The organism is Photobacterium ganghwense (assembly GCF_003025595.1).
Classification (GTDB): domain Bacteria; phylum Pseudomonadota; class Gammaproteobacteria; order Enterobacterales; family Vibrionaceae; genus Photobacterium; species Photobacterium ganghwense.
Genome location: NZ_PYMI01000003.1, coordinates 242,946 through 264,479, shown reverse-complemented (window position 1 = coordinate 264,479; position 21,534 = coordinate 242,946). Strand labels below are relative to the sequence as shown.

General features: G+C 51.1%; 19 protein-coding genes and 3 tRNA genes. 2 read left to right on the top strand and 20 right to left on the bottom strand.

Annotation, left to right across the window (positions count from 1 at the left end; translation table 11 throughout):
* Positions 1-3: 3 nt before the first annotated feature.
* The 12 genes from C9I92_RS11710 to C9I92_RS11655 form a co-directional block, all read right to left on the bottom strand.
* Positions 4-915: a type II secretion system F family protein gene (locus C9I92_RS11710; RefSeq protein ID WP_053061695.1), complete on the bottom strand. Its 912-nt coding sequence runs from the start codon at positions 913-915 to the stop codon at positions 4-6.
* A gap of 80 nt (positions 916-995) precedes the next feature.
* Positions 996-1,913 carry a type II secretion system F family protein gene (locus tag C9I92_RS11705; protein ID WP_053061694.1) on the bottom strand — a complete coding sequence of 306 codons (918 nt, stop codon included), beginning with the start codon at positions 1,911-1,913 and terminating at the stop codon, positions 996-998.
* Complete coding sequence (locus C9I92_RS11700; RefSeq protein ID WP_047883300.1) at positions 1,910-3,163, bottom strand: TadA family conjugal transfer-associated ATPase; 1,254 nt, start codon at positions 3,161-3,163, stop codon at positions 1,910-1,912. The genes C9I92_RS11705 and C9I92_RS11700 overlap by 4 nt, the downstream gene beginning before the upstream one ends.
* On the bottom strand, positions 3,156-4,280 hold the full coding sequence (locus C9I92_RS11695) for a P-loop NTPase family protein (RefSeq protein ID WP_047883299.1): 1,125 nt from the start codon (positions 4,278-4,280) through the stop codon (positions 3,156-3,158). The genes C9I92_RS11700 and C9I92_RS11695 overlap by 8 nt, the downstream gene beginning before the upstream one ends.
* Before the next feature lies 1 nt (position 4,281).
* Positions 4,282-5,469 (bottom strand): type II and III secretion system protein family protein, encoded by a 1,188-nt coding sequence (locus C9I92_RS11690; protein ID WP_047883298.1) that lies wholly within the window; start codon positions 5,467-5,469, stop codon positions 4,282-4,284.
* Between the two features lie 30 nt (positions 5,470-5,499).
* A complete protein-coding gene (gene cpaB, locus C9I92_RS11685; protein ID WP_047883297.1) occupies positions 5,500-6,612 on the bottom strand; it encodes a Flp pilus assembly protein CpaB in 1,113 nt (370 codons plus the stop codon).
* 30 nt (positions 6,613-6,642) lie between these two features.
* On the bottom strand, positions 6,643-7,164 hold the full coding sequence (locus C9I92_RS11680; protein WP_053061693.1) for a TadE/TadG family type IV pilus assembly protein: 522 nt from the start codon (positions 7,162-7,164) through the stop codon (positions 6,643-6,645).
* A complete protein-coding gene (locus C9I92_RS11675) occupies positions 7,152-7,556 on the bottom strand; it encodes a prepilin peptidase (protein ID WP_047883296.1) in 405 nt (134 codons plus the stop codon). Before C9I92_RS11675 ends, C9I92_RS11680 begins: the two co-directional genes overlap by 13 nt.
* Positions 7,557-7,570: 14 nt before the next feature.
* Positions 7,571-7,789 carry a Flp family type IVb pilin gene (locus tag C9I92_RS11670; RefSeq protein ID WP_107193856.1) on the bottom strand — a complete coding sequence of 73 codons (219 nt, stop codon included), beginning with the start codon at positions 7,787-7,789 and terminating at the stop codon, positions 7,571-7,573.
* 138 nt (positions 7,790-7,927) lie between these two features.
* Positions 7,928-9,001 carry a sensor domain-containing diguanylate cyclase gene (locus tag C9I92_RS11665; RefSeq protein WP_047883295.1) on the bottom strand — a complete coding sequence of 358 codons (1,074 nt, stop codon included), beginning with the start codon at positions 8,999-9,001 and terminating at the stop codon, positions 7,928-7,930.
* A gap of 570 nt (positions 9,002-9,571) precedes the next feature.
* Positions 9,572-9,662: transfer RNA gene (locus C9I92_RS11660), tRNA-Ser, on the bottom strand.
* Between the two features lie 6 nt (positions 9,663-9,668).
* Positions 9,669-9,756: transfer RNA gene (locus C9I92_RS11655), tRNA-Ser, on the bottom strand.
* A gap of 224 nt (positions 9,757-9,980) precedes the next feature.
* Here C9I92_RS11655 and mscM point away from each other — a divergent pair.
* Positions 9,981-13,292 (top strand): miniconductance mechanosensitive channel MscM, encoded by a 3,312-nt coding sequence (gene mscM / locus C9I92_RS11650; protein WP_047883294.1) that lies wholly within the window; start codon positions 9,981-9,983, stop codon positions 13,290-13,292.
* A gap of 208 nt (positions 13,293-13,500) precedes the next feature.
* Here the strand turns inward: mscM and C9I92_RS11645 are convergent, their stop codons facing one another.
* Together C9I92_RS11645 and C9I92_RS11640 are read right to left on the bottom strand one after the other, a co-directional pair.
* Positions 13,501-13,950: an L-alanine exporter AlaE gene (locus tag C9I92_RS11645; protein WP_047883293.1), complete on the bottom strand. Its 450-nt coding sequence runs from the start codon at positions 13,948-13,950 to the stop codon at positions 13,501-13,503.
* 1,072 nt (positions 13,951-15,022) lie between these two features.
* Positions 15,023-15,110 (bottom strand) — tRNA-Ser (locus tag C9I92_RS11640).
* 230 nt (positions 15,111-15,340) lie between these two features.
* Between C9I92_RS11640 and C9I92_RS11635 the strand changes: the two genes are divergently transcribed.
* The gene (locus tag C9I92_RS11635; protein ID WP_047883292.1) at positions 15,341-15,922 is read left to right on the top strand and encodes a UPF0149 family protein; all 582 of its coding nucleotides are present in this window, start codon (positions 15,341-15,343) and stop codon (positions 15,920-15,922) included.
* A 202-nt stretch (positions 15,923-16,124) separates the two neighbouring features.
* Here C9I92_RS11635 and nadA read toward each other — a convergent pair whose 3' ends face one another.
* From nadA to tolR, 6 genes are all read right to left on the bottom strand, one after another.
* On the bottom strand, positions 16,125-17,186 hold the full coding sequence (nadA, locus tag C9I92_RS11630) for a quinolinate synthase NadA (protein ID WP_047883291.1): 1,062 nt from the start codon (positions 17,184-17,186) through the stop codon (positions 16,125-16,127).
* A 125-nt stretch (positions 17,187-17,311) separates the two neighbouring features.
* Positions 17,312-18,061 (bottom strand): tol-pal system protein YbgF, encoded by a 750-nt coding sequence (ybgF, locus tag C9I92_RS11625; RefSeq protein WP_047883290.1) that lies wholly within the window; start codon positions 18,059-18,061, stop codon positions 17,312-17,314.
* A 21-nt stretch (positions 18,062-18,082) separates the two neighbouring features.
* Positions 18,083-18,610 (bottom strand): peptidoglycan-associated lipoprotein Pal, encoded by a 528-nt coding sequence (gene pal, locus C9I92_RS11620; RefSeq protein WP_047883289.1) that lies wholly within the window; start codon positions 18,608-18,610, stop codon positions 18,083-18,085.
* 35 nt (positions 18,611-18,645) lie between these two features.
* Positions 18,646-19,992, bottom strand: a complete 1,347-nt coding sequence (gene tolB, locus C9I92_RS11615; protein ID WP_047883288.1) for a Tol-Pal system beta propeller repeat protein TolB — start codon at positions 19,990-19,992, stop codon at positions 18,646-18,648.
* A 13-nt stretch (positions 19,993-20,005) separates the two neighbouring features.
* Positions 20,006-21,070 carry a cell envelope integrity protein TolA gene (tolA, locus tag C9I92_RS11610; protein WP_047883287.1) on the bottom strand — a complete coding sequence of 355 codons (1,065 nt, stop codon included), beginning with the start codon at positions 21,068-21,070 and terminating at the stop codon, positions 20,006-20,008.
* Between the two features lie 13 nt (positions 21,071-21,083).
* The gene (gene tolR, locus C9I92_RS11605) at positions 21,084-21,530 is read right to left on the bottom strand and encodes a protein TolR (RefSeq protein WP_047883286.1); all 447 of its coding nucleotides are present in this window, start codon (positions 21,528-21,530) and stop codon (positions 21,084-21,086) included.
* Positions 21,531-21,534: the final 4 nt, after the last annotated feature.

Sequence of the window (21,534 nt, the reverse complement as noted above, 5' to 3'; positions counted from 1 at the left end):
CGTTTAAAAACCGATCGCCTGGCTGAGTGCTATCATGCCCGGCCCCGCCAGCACCACAAACAGCGCCGGAAACAGAAAAATCATCATCACCACCGACATCCTCCCTGACAACTTGGTGACTTTCTCCTGCAGTTGCGTACGACGTCGATCTCGCAGCAGCAATGTCAGCTGAGTCAGTGAGGTCGACAGGCTGCCGCCGGAATCCGAAACCTGAGCAAACATCGTCAGGACATCCTGCAACCCCTGAGAATCTGTTGAACGGGCAAGCACGGAGAACACGGCTGAGCGCTCCTGTCCGGCCTCAATTTTATTCAGCGCAAGCTGCATCTCTTTAGTGAGCTCAGGGGTCAGATTTCCCAATTCCCGGCAGTAGGCTCGCAAAATACTTTCCAGTGACAAGCCCACATCCCACAAGGTTTTCATCATCTGGAGTCCCACAACCAGCTCTTCATCAATGATCCGGGAACGCTGTGCAACTTTCTGCTTCAGCCATTGCAGGGCACCGTACAGCCCTCCCGCCAGACTGATCACCAGTAAACTCAGCATCTGTTCCGTGGCGATCTGCCCCTGAACCACTGGGATCACCACCAGCAACTGGATTAGCAGCCATGTCACCAACAGTTTCATCAGGCAAAGCGTCTGTTCCCGGTTCGAGATATACCCCGCCTTGCGCAATAATTGCTGCACTTCTGCCAGGGAAGGGATCTTCTGCCGTTTGGTGCGACTCCACAAAGCCTGACTCTGTTGTATCACCGCTTCACGCCGTCCGGTTTTACCCAGTCGCTGCGCGAGGTTCTGCTCTACACGCCTGATGCGTTGTTGTCTGACTGACCACAAAAACAGCCCGGCAGCCAGTACCAGTAACACCAGTCCACTGATGAACAACCCGGTTGATACACTGAGAGATAACCACATGCAGACCTCCCTGCTTTACCTCAACATCATTCCGTTTCCCGTGACCGCGTGAGAGTGTGAGAGTGTGAAGCGTCAGCACGTTATGACAGCGAACGCAGCATCCGCCACAAAACCAGCGCGCCGACCGCCTGCGCCCCCAATGCAAAATACAATGCCTGGCGACCTTCTGGATCCAACCACATCGTCTGAATTCCCTGCGGATCAGTCACTAACAAGTACATCGCCATTACCGAGGGAGTAACGCCCATGACCCAGGCGGTAATCCGGGTTTCCCCCGTCATCGCCTTCAGTTCCCGCTGGCTGCGCTCATTCTGGTACAGCAGCTCAATCAGGTTATCCAGCGACTGGCTTACACTGCCGCCAAACTGCCGGTTGACCCGAAAAACCGCCCCCAACAGCTGGAATTCCTTCACGCCGGTTACCCGGGCTTCTTTGGCAAACGATGCATCCAGATCAGTGCCCAAAGATTCGCGACGGATGGCACGCTCAACAATGTCCCGCAGGGGATTTTCCAAGACACTGACGGAGCGCCCGACCGCCTGCGACAGTGACATCCCGACTTTGACCCGGCGGTTGATTTGTTCCACTAGCCCCGGCAGCTGCAACAGAATCCGGCGCCGGATTGCCACTTTCCGCCACTGCCCGCAAAAAACAATGCACGCGACCAGCACTACACCATAGAGCCCAGAACCGACGGAACCCACCCGGTAAGCGATCACGTACTCTCCTGCAACAAAAACGCTGATAACCGCTGTCCAGAATACCGGTGACGTTGTCAGTCCCAGTTTCTGGCAGCGTTCGGCCAGACGCTCGCGCCACCCAACAGGCCGGAGCGAACCCAGTTCGGCTTTACCAACAGCGGAGTTGGCCGATGCACGGTCAGCGTTTGCTACCGCAGACGGCTCGGCCTCAACCTGTGTACCGGCACGCGCAGCCAACAGTAACAACGCTGCCCCAGCACACAACAACACGATAGCCAGCCCAAACAACAGATTCACTCGGCCTCCTCCAACCATGCTCTCAGTGCAGTCGATAACGTATCGACACTCGAAAAATCGCCGCCTTTAAAGGTGTACAGCAGCTGGGTTCGAATCTGGCCATCGGCCACATCCTGTATCTCCACAATGTGAGTAATCACTCGTTTTCCGTTCGGCAATCGCGCAACCTGCACTACCAAATCCAATGCGGTGGCGATAATCTGTTTGACCAGTGCTGACGTCGAATTGAAGCCGGCCATCGTCACCATCATTTCCAGCCTTAACAGGGCATCCTGCGGTGAATTGGCATGCAGGGTACTCATTGAGCCTGAATGCCCGGTATTCATAGCCTGCAGCACATCCAGCACTTCACCGCCGCGGCTTTCCCCGAGAATGATGCGATCTGGCCGCATCCGCAGGGCATTTTTCAGCAGATCCCGCGGCGTAACCTCGCCTTGTCCTTCTGAATTCGGCGGGCGGGTTTCCAGCCTGACAACGTGACCGTTTTGCAACTGCAACTCGGCGGCGTCTTCAATGGTGACCACCCGCTCACCGGCGTTAATGTACTGGCTGAGCACATTCAAGAGAGTGGTTTTACCCGACCCGGTTGAGCCACTGATCAAGATGTTGCAGCGGGCCGCGGCACATTGCCTCAGCAACTGGTGCATTGCCACGCTCATCGCCCCGTTCTGGATCAGGGTGTCTGCCGTCATGCAATCGGTTTTGAATTTGCGCACTGACAAACAAGGCCCGTCAATGGCCAGAGGCGGGATCACCGCATTAATCCGACTACCATCCGGCAGACGGGCATCCACCATTGGGTTAGCTTCATCAATCCGCCGACCAAGAGGTGCAATCATTCGCCGAATAACCCGCAGCACATGCTGATCGTTCATGAAACGAAACGGCACTTGGGACAACTGCCCTTTGCGTTCCACATAGATCAGCCGTGGGCCGTTAATGAGGATATCGTCGACCTCGTCATCATCAAGCAGGTTCTGCAATGGCCCAAAGCCGAGGATTTCATCCAGCAGCTCATTCACCAGCCCGGTCAGTTCATTCTGAAAGCCAACCACCTGCTGTTGTTTCAGGTAAGTGCGCACATAGTCATACACATGGGTTTGCAACTCGGGCCGCTCCATTTCCTGCATCAGTCCGTCATCTTCCAGCCGGTCGATAACAAAACGGTGCAAATCCGCTTTCAGCTCCTGGCGGGACTCATCCTGCTGAATCGCCACCTCGCGGCTGGGCCACCATATCGCATCACTCATTGTTCACCTCTCTGGCAATCACCCCGGTCAGCTTATCCAGCCAATGGGATTTTTCTGCTTTCAGCGTGCGTAACCTGTCGACTTCACGCAGGAACTGCTTATATCTCCCAGTCGGCGGCAGCAAAGTGCCGGCATTAATATCAGTTGTCAGCGGATGGGCGCACGGCAACACCCCCCGGATAGGCAGTTCCAGCTGGGCGGCAATCATCTCCCTGCCCGGCAACACCTGTGTTAAAAACGGTGCCAGGATCAGGTTCACCCCTCCCGGCCGGGCCCCAGCCTGATAAAGCATCTCTGCCAAACGGCGGGTCTGAGCCAAGCTGATATTTTTCTGATCAGTCAGCAGCCAGTGCTGATCACACCGCTGCGCCATCAACTGTAATAGCGGGCAGATCGGCATCCCGACCAGATTGACAATGATGCTGCTGTAAATGGTTTCGAGCTTATCCATGACGGTTTGCAGGGACGCCTGTGTCATTGCCGACGGGTATTCCTGCTCTGACATCCCAATCACATGGATACGCGGAGCCAGTTCTACCCCCTGCTCAGCCAGCCACTTCTTGTCTATGCAGGCACTGCGTTCGACGAGGCTCATAAAATCGATACCTGCAGGCTGATTGAGGTAACTGGGGATGTCACTTTCGGGCTGCCCGATATCCAGAATCAGGACATCGCCCTGATGCTGCGTATCCCGGCTGATTTGCCAGGCCAGCGAGATGGCCAGCAACGCGCTGTCGAACTCGGGTCTTGCCGACATCATGGCCAGCCGACTGGATGGCCGCAACGCAGACACCTGCACCAAGGTCGCCAGTGTCTCTGCCAGGCGTTCAGGATCACACAGATGAAGGTTGTTGCGTGAAGGCATGCCATACCAGTGGCTTTCCGGCGTCTGATCCAGCAATACAATATGGCGTGGCGAAAAAGTCTCGATCAACAAATCAATGGACGGTTCCGGCCAGCGGTCGGTGGCCAAAATCAGCACCTGTGACTGATGCCATCGGGTATGGGATGTCTGCCGCTCTGGAGCTTCCATCCAGTGGAGACGGCAACCCGACGGGACAGCATCCGAGATGAGTGCCCTGCTCTCACCGGCTTGATCATAAGCAGCCAGATACATGTTACTCCTCCCGGGAAAAACCCATGTTGGCCGGCAGCGGATGCGGCTCGGCATCGAGAAAGATCAGATCAAAAAAGTCAGGCTCAAACTGGCGATACATTTCACCCGGCAGTGGTGGCAATGGCGTATTTCGGGCAAAAGGTTTGATAAGATGCGGCGTCACCACCATCATGATTTCTTTATCACTGCTGTCGAAACGGGTTGATCGGAAGAAAGCCCCCAGAATCGGCACATCGCCCAATCCCGGAAAACGATCGGCATTTTTGATGGTATTGCGGCTGACCAGCCCGCTGATCACAAAGCTCTCACCGTTTCCTAATTGCACGGTAGTGTCAGTACGACGCACCGATAAAGCCGGCACCATCACGCCGGCAGAACTGATACCCTGCGCATAATTCAGCTCACTGACCTCTGGTGCAACCTTGAGCATGATGCGCTCGTCAGCCAGTACTGTCGGCGTTAAATTCAACCTGACCCCGAACTCTTTAAACTCAATAGTAATGTCCCCGTCTCCCCCGTTGACGGGATAGGGGAATTCCCCCCCAGCTAAAAACGTCGCGGTATGGCCCGACATGGTCACCAGACTGGGCTCCGCCAGGGTGTAGGCAAAGCCATTGCGACTCAGTGCGCTGATCGTACCCAGAAGCCCTTGCGATATATTGCCAACAACCAGATTGAAAGAATCAGAGCCCGGCAGAAAGTTATTTCCACTGATTAAATTGCCGTCAAAGCCCCCACCAGACAGAGCGCCGCTGTTACCAATCCCGAAGAAAGTATTGCCCTGCTTGCCAAAGAAAAATCCAGCTTCTTTCAGTGCATTTCGGCTGATTTCAACCACTTTTATGTCAGTCTGTACCTGAACATTGGCGGTCGCCACACCATAGGGCGTCACCTGAATCCGATGCCTGACCGGCTCTTCAGTACCGCGCTGCCAGACCAGCAACGTGGTGGAGCCAGCCTGCTTACCGGTGAGCATCAGCTCTTTACTGCTCAATACTTTCAGACCAGCAATATCCGGATCGCCAATCGCCGCTCTGACAATGCGAGTAGATGTGGTCAGCGACTGTTGCTGCCCGGTCGCCAGTTCAATACCCCTCGCGGGTTCGCTTCTCGGCGAATCCACCGTCTGATAAGCGGCCAGCAACGGCCAGCCCCATAGCGCCAGCAGCAAAATTACGAAAATGTTCATCCCAGACTCCAATTCATTGTCGAACCAATGTCAGTGACGAGTCCGGACCAGCGTGCGAGATTCCCCCTGATAAATCTCTACGCTGGGCGTGACATAACGGTATTTCACCGGGGCTGGCTTTTCCTGCACGATATCGACTTCCTTGTACTCCCCCAGGGTTTTCAGAGCGACAACATGACTGGAGTCATTCCCTGACACAAGAGGTGAAGCGGGCATACCCTGCGCTGCAATCGTGAATGGCCGTGACTCGATGGCTGGCTCTTGCAGTGCAAGAGTCTGGAACACCGGCTGAGCAGACATTTGGGGAGTGAGTGTAAGAGTGAGATCAGTGCCAGCCTGATCGGTAGAATTTTGCTTGGTGGACAATCGCACGGTGGCATCATGGTTATTGATAGATACCACGGGTTGATGTTCATTTGTTCCCACTAAAGCCAGCCTGAGCTGCCCGGTATTCTCAGCCAGTAGCAGCTCAGGTGTAGCTTGTTCGGGTACGGCGAGAATGATCGTATTGGCGATACCCGTTTGTTTATGACCTTGGGCTTTTCCCTGAGCCGATCCCGTTGTCTGATTCTCAGAGTCGCCACCAACCCCCAGCACTTTTACCTGACTGAGCAATCGACGTGCCGTGCTGTTTTGTCCGGATTCTTTGTTGGCTCGCAGCAGAAAAAGCACATCAACAACATCACCACGCTGCAGATGTCCTCCCACCACTGTCAGCGCATTGGCCGAAATAGCATAGGCACGATAACCGGCTTCCAGCGTATCCAGAACCGGTCGGGATACCGCAAACTGATTGCCGTGAAGCCGTGTTCCGGCCATTACCGCCTGCGACAGGCGACGTCCGAGATAGTCAGAGCCATCACGACTATCTTCTTTGCGCGCATTCGTTACCTCGACGCTGCGCAGCATTTCCGACCGAATGAGGGTCCCGGCGGGCAGATCAACGGCATATTCAATGACATTGACCGGTGGAGCAACAACTGTCACTGGCATCGGCACCCCGGCAGACTGACTGAGATGTACCCCGTAAGCCCCCACCATCGCCGCCAGCCCCAATAAAACTGCAGCCGCGATTTTTAACGAACGTCCCTGCATAATTTTCTCCTGACTGCCCCCTGTCACCGATACAAACCGGGCTGACATTGCTTTTCCTGTTCGCCTTGCTTTTCCTCGTTATAACTGCAATCTGGCCGATCCGGTCAGTTGGTCAGGGACCGGCAAGTGAAAAATCGCCGGCAGGAAAGGAAAACGGGCATACTCATAACGGATCACAACCTGACAGCATTCACCCTCCCCGACATCTGCGACCAAAATCTCAAACGCTTTACCACTTTGACTGGTCTCTGCCGATGTCCAGACCTGCGTCAGGCTCTGACCAAACAGTTTTCCACCGGGTGTCATCCCACCAATAATTGCCTGCGCATTACTTTTGACTTCATCTTGCAGGGCTTGCGAGTCGCAACCGCCACCGTAATAGCAGGACTCATCGACAAACCGGATACTCTCCCTCAGTGCCTCTTCTGCCGTATAAGTAAACATCTGCATCGCAACAAAAATCAGGCTGTAGTGCGCAATGGTATAAAGCATCAGCAAGATGGCAGGCATCAGAAAAATGGTTTCCAGTGCCGCGGCCCCTTGCTGATGATGGCGAGCGACTGACTGGCTGATAGGTTTAACCGCCTTTAATACAACCATACCGACAGCCCGACTCCCACCAGCAAACACGGAATGAATGGTCCGTGCTGTTGCCGATCACGAATAAACAACAACCAATAAAGTGCAAAACAGCCAAACGACACCAATAAAATATTGAGCATTAACGCAAGCGGACTGATTATCGCCACAGATAATAAAATTTTTACGTCAGCACCACCAAATACGCCGAAAATAAAACCGGGCAACGTTAATATAATGACAAATACCAGTGACCAGAATGACCATTCACTTCCAACTATTAGTCCTTTATTTTGAACAACCATAGAAATAGAATTTAAAACAAGTAAAAAGGATAGCTTGTTACTTACTATTCTTTGTTGGATGTCTAATAAAGAACACAGCAATAATATAAATGTGAAAATAAAAACCATATTATTACATGTAATTATGATCCTATGGTGCTACTGGCAGCACTAACTTGCTGCTCAAGTTTATCTCCTGCAGCGCTTACAGCATTTTCAATATTTCCGGAGATTAAACTAACGGCAGCCACCACCACAGCTGCAATCAGGACATATTCAATGGCAGAAGCCCCTTTCTCATCACGGGCAAGGCGGGATATAACTCGGGCACAAAAAGCCCAGCACGAAGATACTACTTTCATGATATAACCTCTGATGTTTTACACTTCTATGCTTCTCAATTTGTCAAGTTCATTATTGAGAATTTAATTGTTTTATTAAATATTAGAACAAGTATCAAATTTGTCTAAAAGAATTTACTAGAAAGTTGGATTTTTTTGTCAGGCTGTATTAACCGCACTTTCTGTGTAAGAATTTGCACTTTCCCTATGTATATCGGAATAATAAATAAATTGGTTTTTACCGGTTTGTTTTGCGCGGTACATCGCTATATCAGCATATTTCAACAGAGCCTGCTCATTACACGCATCCATGGGATAACAGGCAATACCAATACTGGCTGAAATAAAGCATGTTTTCCCATTTAAGACAAAAGCTTGGGTCAGCGTTTGTTTCAATTTGGCAGCAATAAGATCAAGCCGGGCTTTATACGCTTCTGCCTGCAAGCCCCGCTCGCCTTCCAGCTGAATCCAAATCACAAACTCATCGCCACCTAGCCGAAACACCTCATCCTCAAGTCGCATACAGCTACGCATCCGCTTAGCCGCGCATTGCAGCAACTCATCGCCGGCATCATGACCCAGGGTATCGTTGATCTGCTTAAAGCCATCTAAATCAATGAACATCAGGCCAAAAGACAGGTTTTTCGGCGGTTCCGCCAGCGTTATCTGCAGACGCTGGGTCAAAGCACGAGAGTTACACAGCCCGGTCAGTTTATCTTCAAAGGCCGCTTGCTTCATTGCCTGCTGAATAGAAATGGCTTCTGAGATATCCCGTTGAGTGCCGATCAGACGCTGTGGTTCTCCCGGCACCCCACAAGCGAGCAGCTCAATAATTTTCGGCTTTCGATTGCCATACTCTGGTATTGTCAGTCTAATCACCTTTTGTTGGGCATTGCCTGCCATTTCACGAAGCTGTTCAATACAGAATGCATCACTTTGTTTTAACTTTGTTTTCCATTCATCCACCGTCAGCGTCTCTTTTTTACCCATACCATAGAGCTGATATAAATAGGGATTCCAGACCAACACATCCTGCTTAATATCCCATTCCCACACTCCCAGGCCAGCAACGGAAGTCGCTATATGAAAACGCTGATTCGCCCTTGCGCGATACTTCAGGCGATGTATGGTTTTCTTTTGATAAAACCAGGAGAAAAACAACAGAATATAAATGGTTACAGCAACGCCAGTTATTATTACTGACCATGGCAAACTTTTTAAATACATCAACATCTTTCCGCCTGCTCACGAATAATGACAGTGCATATATTTTAGATGACATATTTAAAAGTAATAAGCCGTTATGAATGGAAAACGTAGAGTGATGGTTGATAGCCATAATTTAAAAATCACAAATATAATATATGGATTTATTTATAATTAAAAAATTTGTATTCTATGACTCACATTTATTACAGGTCATACAATTAAATAACAGACAAATTCAGAAAGATCTATAATTGTCACACATTGCTCATTCTCTCCGTAAACACCTCACCATTAAGATGAAAGCTCTGAATTCATAAGAAGACATGACGACTTTTATCTGCACTTTACGTCATAAAACACAAGTTATTCGAAGCATATAAATATAATTATTACTATCTGGCTCTGCTTTTTGTTTACCGCAATTATTGATTACAGCAACACTTGTTTACCACAGCACTTACTAAGCGGAACCCAGTGGCATTTTTTGAGATTTGCTGATTAAGAAAAGCATTCAGTCTGAGAGCGGACGATTTTGGCTTATCTGCCTGATGGAGATACGAAAAAGCCCCAGCATTTCTGCTGGGGCTTAGAATGTGGCGGAGAGATAGGGATTTGAACCCTAGATACGCTATTAACGTATGCCGGTTTTCAAGACCGGTGCTTTCAACCACTCAGCCATCTCTCCGAAATATGGCGGTGAGGGAGGGATTCGAACCCTCGATACGTTGCCGTATACACACTTTCCAGGCGTGCTCCTTCAGCCACTCGGACACCTCACCAAATTGTTTGCTGTGACACTGTGCGTCTCAACGGCGGCTAATTTAATGGCTAACGGCAGAGGGGTCAAGGGGTTTTCTCTCTAAAAGGCCTAAGTGGTGACGAATAGATCAAACTGCCTCAATCACCAGCAATTAACACAGGTTTAACCCGAAGCTTCCCTCCCCTGTCAGCTCTGATAGACTAAGGCTCTTAACTCGTGAGTGACCTATTTTATCGGAGTCCTATGTTCAACAGGCTATTCGTGTTCATATTGCTGATCACCGTTTCCGCATTCAGTATCGCTGCCAGCGATCAATACAACGAACGGGAGAAGCAACTCAATAAACGTATTGAGGCAATTCAGGCCCAGGCCAATACCCCGGAAAACCTGAAAGTGCTCGATACTTTGATGAGCGCGCAGGGACAGCTGGAGAAAACCCTCGAGTTTGAGCAGCAAACCGAACAATACCGCAAACTGGTAGAGACCTTCCCGGAGCGCTCTACCCAGTTGGATCAGCAAATCAACAAATTTGCGCTGACTGAGTTTCCCGATTACAGCAAGCTGGATCAGGACGGACTCAGAGAAGCCGTTCGTCAGCAAGATGCCAAACTCAAGCAGCTAGAGCAAAGCCGCAACAGCCGCAAGTCTGAGCAATTGGACATAGAGAAAGGCATCGACGAGTTCTCAAGCCGTTCAGCCAAGCTGCGCGAGCAGATCAAACAGGAAGAACAGGCACTGCAGCAACTGGAAGAGCAAGCGGGTACTTCTCAGCAGCAGTTGCTGCATCAGATCACTCATCAGTACTACGTCAGTCAACTGACGATGCTGGAAGCCGAACAACTCAGTGCCGGTAACCGTCGTACTCTGGTCAAACAACAGATCCAGCTGCTGAATCTTGAAATTGATGCGCGCCAGGCGTACCGCAATAACCTGCAGCGTGAAATTTCTCGCTTGCTGCGTATTGATGCCAACAGCGACAGTGCCGAAGACGTCGATCAGACGATTTCAGATTTCGATACTGATCAGCCCGAAATTCTGCGCCAGCTGAACGCCAGCAATAAACGGTTTCTGGCAGCACTGACTGACATCTCAAATCAGAGCGAACAGATTCAGCAACGCATTGAACAAACGGAAAAGCAGATCAGCAAGGTTGAGAAAACCGCCACCGATCTGCAAAACATGTCTGAATGGCTGAAACTGAGCCCGGCGTTCAGTGAAAACCTGCGCACCCAGATCAACCGTTTGCCGGTCAACCCGCCTATTGATGATCTGGATAAGGAAATCGCCCAGAACCAGATCAAAAAATACGAATACCAACAACTGCGGGATACGATTGCCGATCCCAGCACGCTGCCGGGCTCAGGAGAGCTGACGGAAGAGCAGAAACTTCAGGAACGCGCGCTGTTTGAGTCGAACCAGCTGCTGCTGGATAAGCTGATCGACAACACGGATGCCCTGATTTACCAGCAGGCCACGCTCAAAGTCTCGTATGAACGCCTGAACAACAACCTCAATGAACTAAAGGCGCAGGCAACCAAGCAGCTGTTCTGGGCGCCGGACACCAATCCATTAAGCCTGAACCTGATTGTTTCAACCTGGGACAAGCTGAAGTGGTTTTTCTCCCCTTATCAGTGGATGGGCTTCCTAAAGTTCCCGGCATCGGTCGACAAACTGCCGATGTTTATTGCCCTGACCGTGATTGCGGTGCTTATTGGTGGCCTGAGCTGGACCCGTAAGCGCTGGAAACGCCACCTTGCCGACACCAGCAAAAAAATCGGCAAAGTGACCCAGGATAAATTCCGTTACAGCTACGGCAACGTGTTTTTGTCCTTTTGTTTCGCCTGGCCAATTCCCCTGACGGTCGGCCTGGTTGGCCTGATGTTTACCGAAGCCTGGCAATACCCGTTTGTACACCATATCGGGCAGGCACTCACTGTGCCGCTGGCGCTGGTCGTGTACTGCTTTATACGGGAGCTGGTACGAGAAAACGGCCTGCTGATTTCGCATTTTGACTGGGAAACAGAGCGGGTACACCGCTGTTTCCGCCATTATCAGCAACTTTTGTGGATCTACCTGCCGCTAATGGTGATCCAGAATTTTACCCAGCTCTACAGTGACATTGATGTCAATGCCACGCTTGGACGACTGGCGTTCGTGGTCAGCAATATCGCCGTCAGTTACTTCCTGTGGAAGATGTACCGCGAAAAAATACCGATGACCTATGGCGATTTGCCTGAAGGTAAGCCGCATATTGGGCATCACCTGTTCTGGTGGGTACTCATTCTGATCCCGCAGGGTCTGAACTACTCGACCCTGAATGGTTATCTGTCGTCTTCACAGTCAGTCATGCAAAAGCTGGAGCTGTCAGCGGTTATCGGCGTCGTGACGCTGCTGATCTACTATCTGATCAAACGCTTGATGCTGATCCAGAAACGCCGCCTCGCTTTTGAACGTGCCAAAGCGAAGCGAAAAGAAATCATTGCTCAGCGTATGGCAGAGGTGGAGGAAGACAAGGACGAGCACCACCACCATCACGCCAGCAGTGAAATGCAGATTGATGTTGAAGAGCCGGAAGTCGACCTCGATAAAATCAGCGCCCAGTCTCTGCGTCTGTTGCGTTCGCTGCTGCTGCTGATTTATCTGGCAGTGCTGTCAAATGTCTGGTCTGACTTTATTCAGGCGATTTCGTACCTGGGAGATGTCACACTGTGGGATGTTTCCAGCAATATTGACGGCATTGACGAACTCAGCTCCATTTCGCTGAAGCACGTTCTGCTCGCCATTCTGGCGTTCTGGCTCACCGCCATCCTGGCACGAGACCTTCCCGGTGCCATGGAGCTACTGATCCTGCAGCATCTGGAGCTGTCGCCGGGTACCGGTTATGCCATCACGTCACTGACCCGCTACGTCGCCATTTTTATGGGGATCATCGTCGGCTCCGGTCTGATTGGTTTCGACTGGTCGAAAATGCAATGGCTCATTGCCGCACTTGGTGTTGGTTTGGGCTTTGGCTTGCAGGAAATTTTTGCCAACTTTATATCAGGTCTGATTATCCTGTTTGAAAAACCTATCCGGATCGGGGATACCGTCACTATCCGCAACCTGACCGGGGTGATCGCCAAAATCCAGACCCGTGCAACGACCATTGTCGATTTCGATCGCAAAGAAGTGATCGTGCCAAACAAAGCCTTTGTGACCGAGCAATTCGTAAACTGGTCGCTATCTGACCCAATTACGAGGGTTACATTGTCGATCAGCGTAAATTATGCCGCCAATACCGATCTGGTGACGAAACTGTTGTTTGAAGCCACGGATGAATGCGAACTGGTTCTGGATAACCCGGCGCCGGAGGTGTTCTTCCTGACTCTGACCGCCGACAGCCAGAACTTTGAAGTGCGAGCCTATGCTGCAGAGACCGCGCACCGTTTACGCCTGACGCATGACCTGCACAATCGGATCAAGAATAAATTCAATGCGAATGGCATCCAGATTGCTAATCCGCAGCTGGAAATTCAGATGAAACACCGGGCTAAACGCACAACGCAGCCGGTATAAGGGTGCGGCTTTAAAACACCGTTCAAACCGCAACTCAAAAACAGAGTCAGCGAGCTGACTCTGGTGCAACCACGAAAAACAAACGCCCCCGAAGGTTAACCTCGGGGGCGTTTTCATGTTCAGCTGTTCAGGCGTATCCGGACACTGTTGCGTATGGTGCTGTTGCTTACGCTTAGATTAATTACGTTTCTACAAACAGGAACAGGACTCAGGCCTGCTGGTAATAACCGGGAACCCGGAACAAACGACGGCACTTTTCGAGAAACTGGCCATAAACCAGACCTAACGGACCAGAAACAAACGCATTACTGGCGACGGCTGTGGCAATCTGATCCATATCCGCACCGACCACCCACAAGATACAGGCATAGACCGGAGACTGAAACAGCACATAAGCTGCCATATCAGAGACTCCTTTCATCCAGCCAGAACCTGATAAACGTGTTCCCTGCCGGATCACCATGTCACGAAATACCCCATACGGCCAAGCTATTGCAATATTGACCGGAATCGCCAAGGTTCGAGATGCCAATGACTGCTGAAACGACATGCCCGAAACAAAGACCTCAATCACCATACCTGTAATAAAACAAAATATGACCATCGCGAAAGTATCCGCTACAGCACTTCTGACATTAAACGGGGCTTTTCCAGACATCTCGAAACCTCATCACACAGTAAAAACATCCACAGAATAGATTCAAAGCAGACCAATTAACCATGTTAATGATTAGTGACCAGTTGATGTGATTATTAAATCAGTTTTTATGTGGAATTACTCACCAAATATTTCAAACATTGGTAAGTTTACCACTGATTTGAGGCTTCACTTTGGCATGTTTTGCTACCCACGCACCACAGACGTGCTGCAACCCAAAACTACGTCATTAAGACCGCCAAAACTGACAACAAACCATGCTAACACAGCGCCAGAATTGCAACGTAAGCTGTCATTTATAGAACTTAGAGTCACCCTAAGCACATTAACCAACCATTAACACAAAAAAGATTTACCATGTCGCCACCAACTCAGATACCAATAAATACTCCATAAATTACAGTTAAATAGGAGGGTAAATTTGATTTCAAGACTTCACACGGTCACTATCCAGTGATTTACTCCAGACAACTGTTAACAGACGGCCTTGATAGCGATGGTAAACAATGATTTAAATCAACCTTTCAAACCATTTCACACCAAAGCATCAAAACATGAGGTTTTTTAATCGTGATATTGATAGCCGCACATCTGGAAAAATTGTACTGATGCAATAAAAACTGGCTGTATTTCTTACGGTTTATTACCGTTCGAAAGGAGTAAAGTCAGAGGGAGGCCAGGAGCGATTCTTTTCAGAAGTCTTTTCTTTCTGAGGTTCTTCTTTTCAGCGGCTTTTTTCGAAGCCCATTCTCACGGAAGATTCTCTTTTGGGGCCTCTCTGATTAAATGCCCTCTATTCAAATGTCCTTCGGCTTAAGGGTCATCACAATGGCTTAATACCGAGTGATATAGGAAAAAGGCACGACAACGGTCTTATTACTGATGTGAAAATTACGTAACGAGTGCAGCACATGAGTAACAGGGGCAATAACGAGGCGCATACGTACACGAGAGAATGAAACGCGAGAGATGGTGCTGTAAACACAGCGCACGGTGAGTGCCGCAATCAGAATTGGAAAATAACGCAGATACGAAAAAGCCCGCTGTCAACCAGCGGGCTTTCTCTAAATGATGGCGGTGAAGGAGGGATTCGAACCCTCGATACGTTGCCGTATACACACTTTCCAGGCGTGCTCCTTCAGCCACTCGGACACCTCACCACATTTTTCTGTCGTGGCTTAACGCCTCAACAGGGTCGCTACTATAGTGGCTATGCTTATAGAGGTCAACAAAAAAGTCTGACCTTTCTTTCAACTGATTAATTTTACAACAGAAAGCCGTAATCCCCGTTCAATAGTGCCACTGAGATTGTGAGCCTGTTACAATACTGGCCATCTGAACCGGGGCCAGAGATGGCTTTCCACATCAACCGAATGACTGAGAGAGTATTATGTCTTCATCTCTGCAAACGCTGCTGGCCGAGCCACAGCTGGCACAACAATTACTGTCCGAAGCTCAGACTCGTGGTTTTGTCACGGCAATGGCTGCTGCGCCCTACCTCATCGATCCGTCTGAGTGGCTGGCTTTTATGTGGGGCGGCGAAGAAACGTCTCCGTTTGCCAGCCATGAAGAGCTGGAAGCCTATGCCAACGCGATTGTTGATCTGTGGAATGCGTCCCGTGAAGCCTTGCTGACCGGCACCTGGCAATGGCCTGAAGGCTGTGCGTTGGATGACAAAGAGCTGGTCACCCCAGACACCCGTGAGTTTGCAGAGGGTCTGCTTCAAGGCTGGCAGCTCGCTCGTGACGACTGGGAAACCGTGATGCCGCAAGAAAGCGAAAACAATGCCCTGCTTGGTGGCGTATTGCTATGCTTCAGCCTGCTTTACGATCCAGAAAGTGCCATGGAAGCATTGGCGCAAGAAGGCGCGGACAACCTAGCGCAGTTCGAAGAAATCTTCCAGTCGGTCCCAACCATGCTGTGTGGCCTGACGCTGCGAGCGCAGGACCTGGTAGATAACGACGCGGAATAATCCCACAACCACCAGCGCGTTTATCTCTGGAACAGTCGTTACCGGCGCAAATTTATCGCATGAACAGCGAACCAGACTTACACAGAAACAAGCGCCACAAACAACAACGGCCAGCAATTTGCTGGCCGTTGTTTAGACAAGTCTCTGTACGCAACGCGGCAATAAATACCTTGCGCTACTGACTAATACCTGCGCTTAGGGCTTAGGCATTCCCTTTCACTTTGAGCTGTAACTCAGCGGCAAAGTCCAGCATCCGGTTTAGCGGGATCAGAGATTTCTCACGCAGCGCCTCATCCACAAAGATTTCGTGCTGAGCACCGCCTTCACGCAGACCCGTTTCAATGGCTTTCAGGCCATTCATTGCCATCCACGGGCAATGGGCACAGCTGCGACAGGTCGCACCGGCACCGGCAGTCGGCGCTTCGATCAATTCTTTCTCTGGCACCATTTGCTGCATTTTAAAGAAGATGCCTTTGTCCGTTGCCACGATCAGTTTCTTGTGCGGCAAAGTCTTAGCGGCTTTAATCAACTGACTGGTTGAGCCAACTGCATCCGCAAGGGCAACGACACTGGCGGGTGATTCCGGATGCACCAAAATTGCTGCATCCGGGTGTAGATGCTTCATATCCTGCAGTGCTTTGGCCGAGAACTCATCGTGTACCACGCACTCCCCTTGCCACAGCAACATCTCAGCCCCTGTCTGCTTCTGGATATACGATCCTAGGTGGCGGTCCGGCCCCCAGATAATCGGTTTGCCTTCGCTATCCAGATGCTCAACAATCTCGAGCGCGATACTGGATGTTACGACCCAATCAGCCCGTGCCTTAACGGCAGCAGAGGTATTGGCATACACCACCACGGTGTGGTCTGGGTGGGCATCACAAAATTCGGCAAATTTATCAGCCGGACAGCCAAGATCCAGTGAACATTCCGCTTCCAGGGTCGGCATCAGCACCGTTTTTTCCGGAGTCAGAATTTTCGCTGACTCGCCCATAAAACGCACGCCGCAGACAACCAGGGTTTTGGCCGGATGCTGATTACCAAATTTGGCCATTTCCAGCGAATCCCCGACGAAGCCACCGGTTTCTTCTGCCAGGGCCTGAATTTCAGGATCGGTATAATAGTGGGCAACCAGCACGGCATCTTTTTCTTTCAGCAGTGCTTTGATCTTGGCCTTATAAGCGTCCTGCTCATCAACAGTTAGCGGGGTCGGCTTAGGCGGAAACGGATAGACCATTTCAGAAGGATCGAATGTCAGGTTCATCGCTCGCTTGCTCTATTGCTGTCCTTGTATTAATCCGCGCATTATACACCGCAAACGTTCAAATATCATGGTACAAAAAAGACCGGTAAAAACCGGCCTTTTTTCAACAGACTAGCGTCAACACACTATTTCAGTGCCTTGAGATTTTTCTCTGCCTGACGCGAACTGGTTGAATCCGGGTAAGTCGAGATCACCTCTTGGTAATACTTTTTAGCCTGTTCAGGTTTCTTGGCTTTTTCCGCAATCAGTCCGAGCTTCAACAGGGCATCAGCACGCTTGTTGGAGTCTTTCTCGCTGGCTACAGCCAGGAACTGTTTCGCCGCATCCGGCAACTGATTTTTGGTGAAGTAAAGCTGCCCCAGCCAGTAATGGGCATTGGATTTGTACACCGAATTCGGGTACGTCGTTAAGAAAGACTGGAAGGCAGCAATCGCGCCATCATAATCCTTTTTCTTCAGGATCAGATTCACCGCCGCTTCATAAGCCTCATTTTCGCTAACATTGCCGGAATAAGCTTCCTTCGGGGCTTTTTCAGACTTACCGTCACCCTCAGTCGCTGCTTGTGGCTTCTGGCGACTCAGCGCGTCGACTTCACGATACAATTCACGTTGGCGTTCCAGCATCTGACTCAGGTCATAACTGTTTCGCTCAACCATACCTCGGAGCTCATCCATTTCGGTTGCCAGCTGATCCAGTTGCCGCTGCATCTCCAGCTGCATCTGGTTGCGAGCCTCAATCATCCTTTCCAGACGTTCCAGGCTATCGCCCTGCGCACTGCCACCCAGTGAGGTGACAGGAGCAGGTGCGGCGACCACCTGGGTCGCCGCACCAACCAGCAACGTTAATGCGAGCATTCGCATTTTGTTACTGTTCATCATAAAAACCTATATGGCTTCTTAGTAAACCAGAACCGAACGACGGTTCTTAGCGTAATCTGCGTCAGTGTGGCCCAGTACCAGCGGCTTCTCTTCACCGTAGCTTACGATAGAGATTTGGCTAGCAGAAACACCCAGCGCCTGCAGGTATTTAGCAACAGCGTTCGCACGACGCTCACCCAGAGCGATGTTGTACTCAGGTGTACCACGTTCGTCAGCGTGACCTTCAACGATCACTTTAACGCCCGTGTTGTCACGCAGGTATTCTGCGTGTGCAGTCAGCATGTCCTGGTACTCTGGCTGAATTTCTGCGTTGTCAAACTTAAAGTATACAGTTTGCTCCTGACGCAGTTGCTGGCTACGCATCTCTTGCTCAGCCAGTGCCGCAGCTTCAGAATCTACTGGAGTTGCAACAGTGGTTTGTTCAGTTGAAGTACCAGCGTTAGTTTCAGCTGCAGAGCTGTCAGTGCTATCGCTAGAGCTACACGCCGCAAGAGTGAACATTGGCAGCGCAATTGCCAGGCCCTTCAAAACTTTGTTAAGTTGCATTTTATTTTCCTTTGTTATCGTTTGTTACTGCGACTTCAGAGAAAAGGCCCCCAAGAAGGTGCCCTTACTCGTCCGTTTGTTGCAGGTAGTCGTGCTTTAAAACGCCCGTCAATAGACACTAATGACAGCTCGTTGGATTTGTTATTCACCGAGCTGTAAATCACCATACTGCCGTTTGGCGCGATACTTGGTGATTCATCCAAAAATGTCTTTGTCAGGATTTGTACTGCACCGGTTTGCAAATCCTGTTTGGCGATGTTGTAGCCACTGTCTGAACGGTTAACCATGACCAGGAAGCGTCCATCCGGGCTTAACTGTCCACCCAGATTCTGACTGCCTTGCCAGGTCAGGCGCTTGGTCGAACCGTCCGCTAAATTTACTCGATAAATCTGTGGTTTACCACCTCTGTCGGAGGTAAAGATCAAAGAGTCACCTTTCGGGTCCCAAAATGCCTCAGTATTGTTGGCGCGACCATTGGTCACTTGCGTCAGGGCTTTGGTTTGCAGGTCCATTACGTAGATCTGCAGGCTGCCGCTTTTCGACAGAACCATGGCCAGTTTATTGCCGTCCGGCGAGAAACGCGGACTGCCGTTATGACGTGGATAAGACGCCACTTTCTCACGGGTACCCTTATAGATATCCATGATGTAGATTTCTGACTGTTGATTCTCGAAGCTGACGTAGGCCAGCTTGCTGCCGTCCGGAGACCAGGATGGCGACATCAGCGGCTGCTGGGACTTCAGTACCAGGCGCTCGTTGTAACCGTCATAATCTGCCACACGCAGCTGATAAGGGTATTTCGACTTATCATCCACAACAACGTAAGCAATACGGGTCAGGAACGCGCCTTTTTCCCCAGTCAGCTTCTCGTAAATGATGTCGGCAATACGGTGCGAATATTTGCGCATCTGCTTGCCATCTACCACTGCACGACCGGCATACAGAACATGATCTTTCGTCTGTACCAGTTTGCCGTCCTGCAGACCGCGACTGTCGCCGCTCGTCAGCTGGCCACGTACCACATCAATCAGCTGGTAGGTCACTTCGTAGTTCCCTTCCGCGTTCAACACGATGTTACCGGTGACCAGGGCATCCACCCCCATTGACGTCCAGGCGTTGTAATCGACCTGCTCGTCACTGTAAGGAGTCTGCGGCATTTTACTCGCATCAACCGGGGAGAATTTCCCGCTGCGACGCAAATCAGACGCAACAACGCCCGCCATGTCCGTAGGCAGTTCGCCCGGACCTTGCCACTGAAACGGCACCACACCGATAGGGCGCGCAGAGTCGACCCCTTCAGTGATGACCAGCTCGAGTTCTGCCTGTGCCAGCTGGCTGAAACTCAGCAGCGCAACACACAAGCTCATTAACCAACGTTTCATCCTCACTCCTTCATCATTGTGGGCTGACAATCAGTTTGATTCCACGCAGCTTTTCAACGATCGCCGGATCATCCGGCATCGGGAATTGGCTGACTTTAACCACGGCGGCTTTTGCCGCACGGCATAAACTTCTGTCGCCGCCTTCTTCTGACGCATCCAGCACCAGGCCGTTTGCCGCCAGGCGCATACGAATCACACACTCACGACCGATGAAGCTTTGCTCCACCAGCAGGTTTTGCTGAATCAATTGCGTGTAGATGGCACCGTAGCGCTGCGTTTCATCGGCAACAAACTGGCCACGGGCACCGCCACGTTGCTCAGTTTCGGCTTCAAGGCCGGAAAACAGCTCGTTCAGTGCAGCTTCCTGCTGCTTTTGTGCCTCGCGGGCTTCAGCAGCTTTACGCTCGGCTTCTTTGCGCGCCGCTTCTGCTTTACGGGCCTCATCTTCAGCTTTCTTCTTCGCTGCTACTTTAGCCTGACGCTCTTCTTCAGCTCGCTTCGCTTCAGCTTCCGCCTTGCGCTTGGCTTCTTCAGCTTTACGCTGTTCTTCAACCTGCTTCTGACGTTCTGCTTCCGCTACGCGGGCAGCTTCCTGCTTCGCTTTACGTTCCGCTTCGGCTTTTGCTGCCTGCTCACGCGCGACTTTCGCCGCTTCATCTGCTTTGCGTTTTTCGTCTTCCGCTTTACGTTTGGCTTCCGCCACACGCTGGCGCTCTTCCGCTACACGCTTACGCTCTTCTTCTGCCTCACGAGCAGCTTTCTCTGCCTTCAGCTTGTCGGCCTTCAGCTCACGCAAACGTCGCTCTTCTTCCTGACGCTGCTTTTCCAGCGCATCAGCTTGCTGCTCAAGGCGGCGCAGGCGATCCTGTTCAGCTTGTTTGGCCGCGGCGCGCTCCTGACGGATCCGTTGCGCCTGCTGATTCACCAGCGCCGGATCCACCACGACAGCTTTTATCGTGCTGCCGGCAGGCTTGGGCTTGTCTGACGAAAAGTCAGCGCCCCAAAGCAGGGCTACGACCAGTAAAGCATGGAGAAGTAACGAAACAATGACGGCAACGGTGTAGTCATTCTTTTTCATCCTTGTCCGCCCGCTAGTCTTCAAGTGGTTCTGTCATCAAACCGACCGAGCCGACACCCGCCTGATTCAACGCATCCAGGGTTTCGATGATGTAAGCATATTGGGCGCGTGCATCACCGCCTACCAGCACAGATGATTTCGGGTTCAGTTGCAGTTCGGCCCGTACTCGGGTCAGCAGTTCGTCCATGGCCAGGCCACGCATCATGTCCTGGTTGTCGACACTCAGGCCCAGCTCCCCTTCCCTGCCGACTTCGACAATGATTGGCGGGCGATCGTTATCGGCTCCGCCCAGCTCTGCGGCAGTTTTGGCCGAAGCCGTTGCCGGCAGATCCACATCAACCCCTTGAGTCACGAACGGTGCTGTTACCATAAAGATGATCAGCAGTACCAACATCACGTCGATATACGGCACGACGTTGATCTCTGCCGTTAATTTACGCTTTTTTGGTTGATAGGCCATGCCA

Bases quoted from the DNA above. Each gene is read 5' to 3' on its own strand.
- C9I92_RS11710 (WP_053061695.1), bottom strand. From the start codon at position 915: ATGTGGTTATCTCTCAGTGTATCAACCGGGTTGTTCATCAGTGGACTG.
- C9I92_RS11700 (WP_047883300.1), bottom strand. From the start codon at position 3,163: ATGAGTGATGCGATATGGTGGCCCAGCCGCGAGGTGGCGATTCAGCAG.
- C9I92_RS11695 (WP_047883299.1), bottom strand. From the start codon at position 4,280: ATGTATCTGGCTGCTTATGATCAAGCCGGTGAGAGCAGGGCACTCATC.
- C9I92_RS11690 (WP_047883298.1), bottom strand. From the start codon at position 5,469: ATGAACATTTTCGTAATTTTGCTGCTGGCGCTATGGGGCTGGCCGTTG.
- cpaB (WP_047883297.1), bottom strand. From the start codon at position 6,612: ATGTCAGCCCGGTTTGTATCGGTGACAGGGGGCAGTCAGGAGAAAATT.
- C9I92_RS11680 (WP_053061693.1), bottom strand. From the start codon at position 7,164: ATGGTTGTATTAAAGGCGGTTAAACCTATCAGCCAGTCAGTCGCTCGC.
- C9I92_RS11675 (WP_047883296.1), bottom strand. From the start codon at position 7,556: ATGGTTTTTATTTTCACATTTATATTATTGCTGTGTTCTTTATTAGAC.
- C9I92_RS11670 (WP_107193856.1), bottom strand. From the start codon at position 7,789: ATGAAAGTAGTATCTTCGTGCTGGGCTTTTTGTGCCCGAGTTATATCC.
- C9I92_RS11665 (WP_047883295.1), bottom strand. From the start codon at position 9,001: ATGTTGATGTATTTAAAAAGTTTGCCATGGTCAGTAATAATAACTGGC.
- mscM (WP_047883294.1), top strand. From the start codon at position 9,981: ATGTTCAACAGGCTATTCGTGTTCATATTGCTGATCACCGTTTCCGCA.
- C9I92_RS11645 (WP_047883293.1), bottom strand. From the start codon at position 13,950: ATGTCTGGAAAAGCCCCGTTTAATGTCAGAAGTGCTGTAGCGGATACT.
- C9I92_RS11635 (WP_047883292.1), top strand. From the start codon at position 15,341: ATGTCTTCATCTCTGCAAACGCTGCTGGCCGAGCCACAGCTGGCACAA.
- nadA (WP_047883291.1), bottom strand. From the start codon at position 17,186: ATGAACCTGACATTCGATCCTTCTGAAATGGTCTATCCGTTTCCGCCT.
- ybgF (WP_047883290.1), bottom strand. From the start codon at position 18,061: ATGAACAGTAACAAAATGCGAATGCTCGCATTAACGTTGCTGGTTGGT.
- pal (WP_047883289.1), bottom strand. From the start codon at position 18,610: ATGCAACTTAACAAAGTTTTGAAGGGCCTGGCAATTGCGCTGCCAATG.
- tolB (WP_047883288.1), bottom strand. From the start codon at position 19,992: ATGAAACGTTGGTTAATGAGCTTGTGTGTTGCGCTGCTGAGTTTCAGC.
- tolA (WP_047883287.1), bottom strand. From the start codon at position 21,070: ATGAAAAAGAATGACTACACCGTTGCCGTCATTGTTTCGTTACTTCTC.
- tolR (WP_047883286.1), bottom strand. From the start codon at position 21,530: ATGGCCTATCAACCAAAAAAGCGTAAATTAACGGCAGAGATCAACGTC.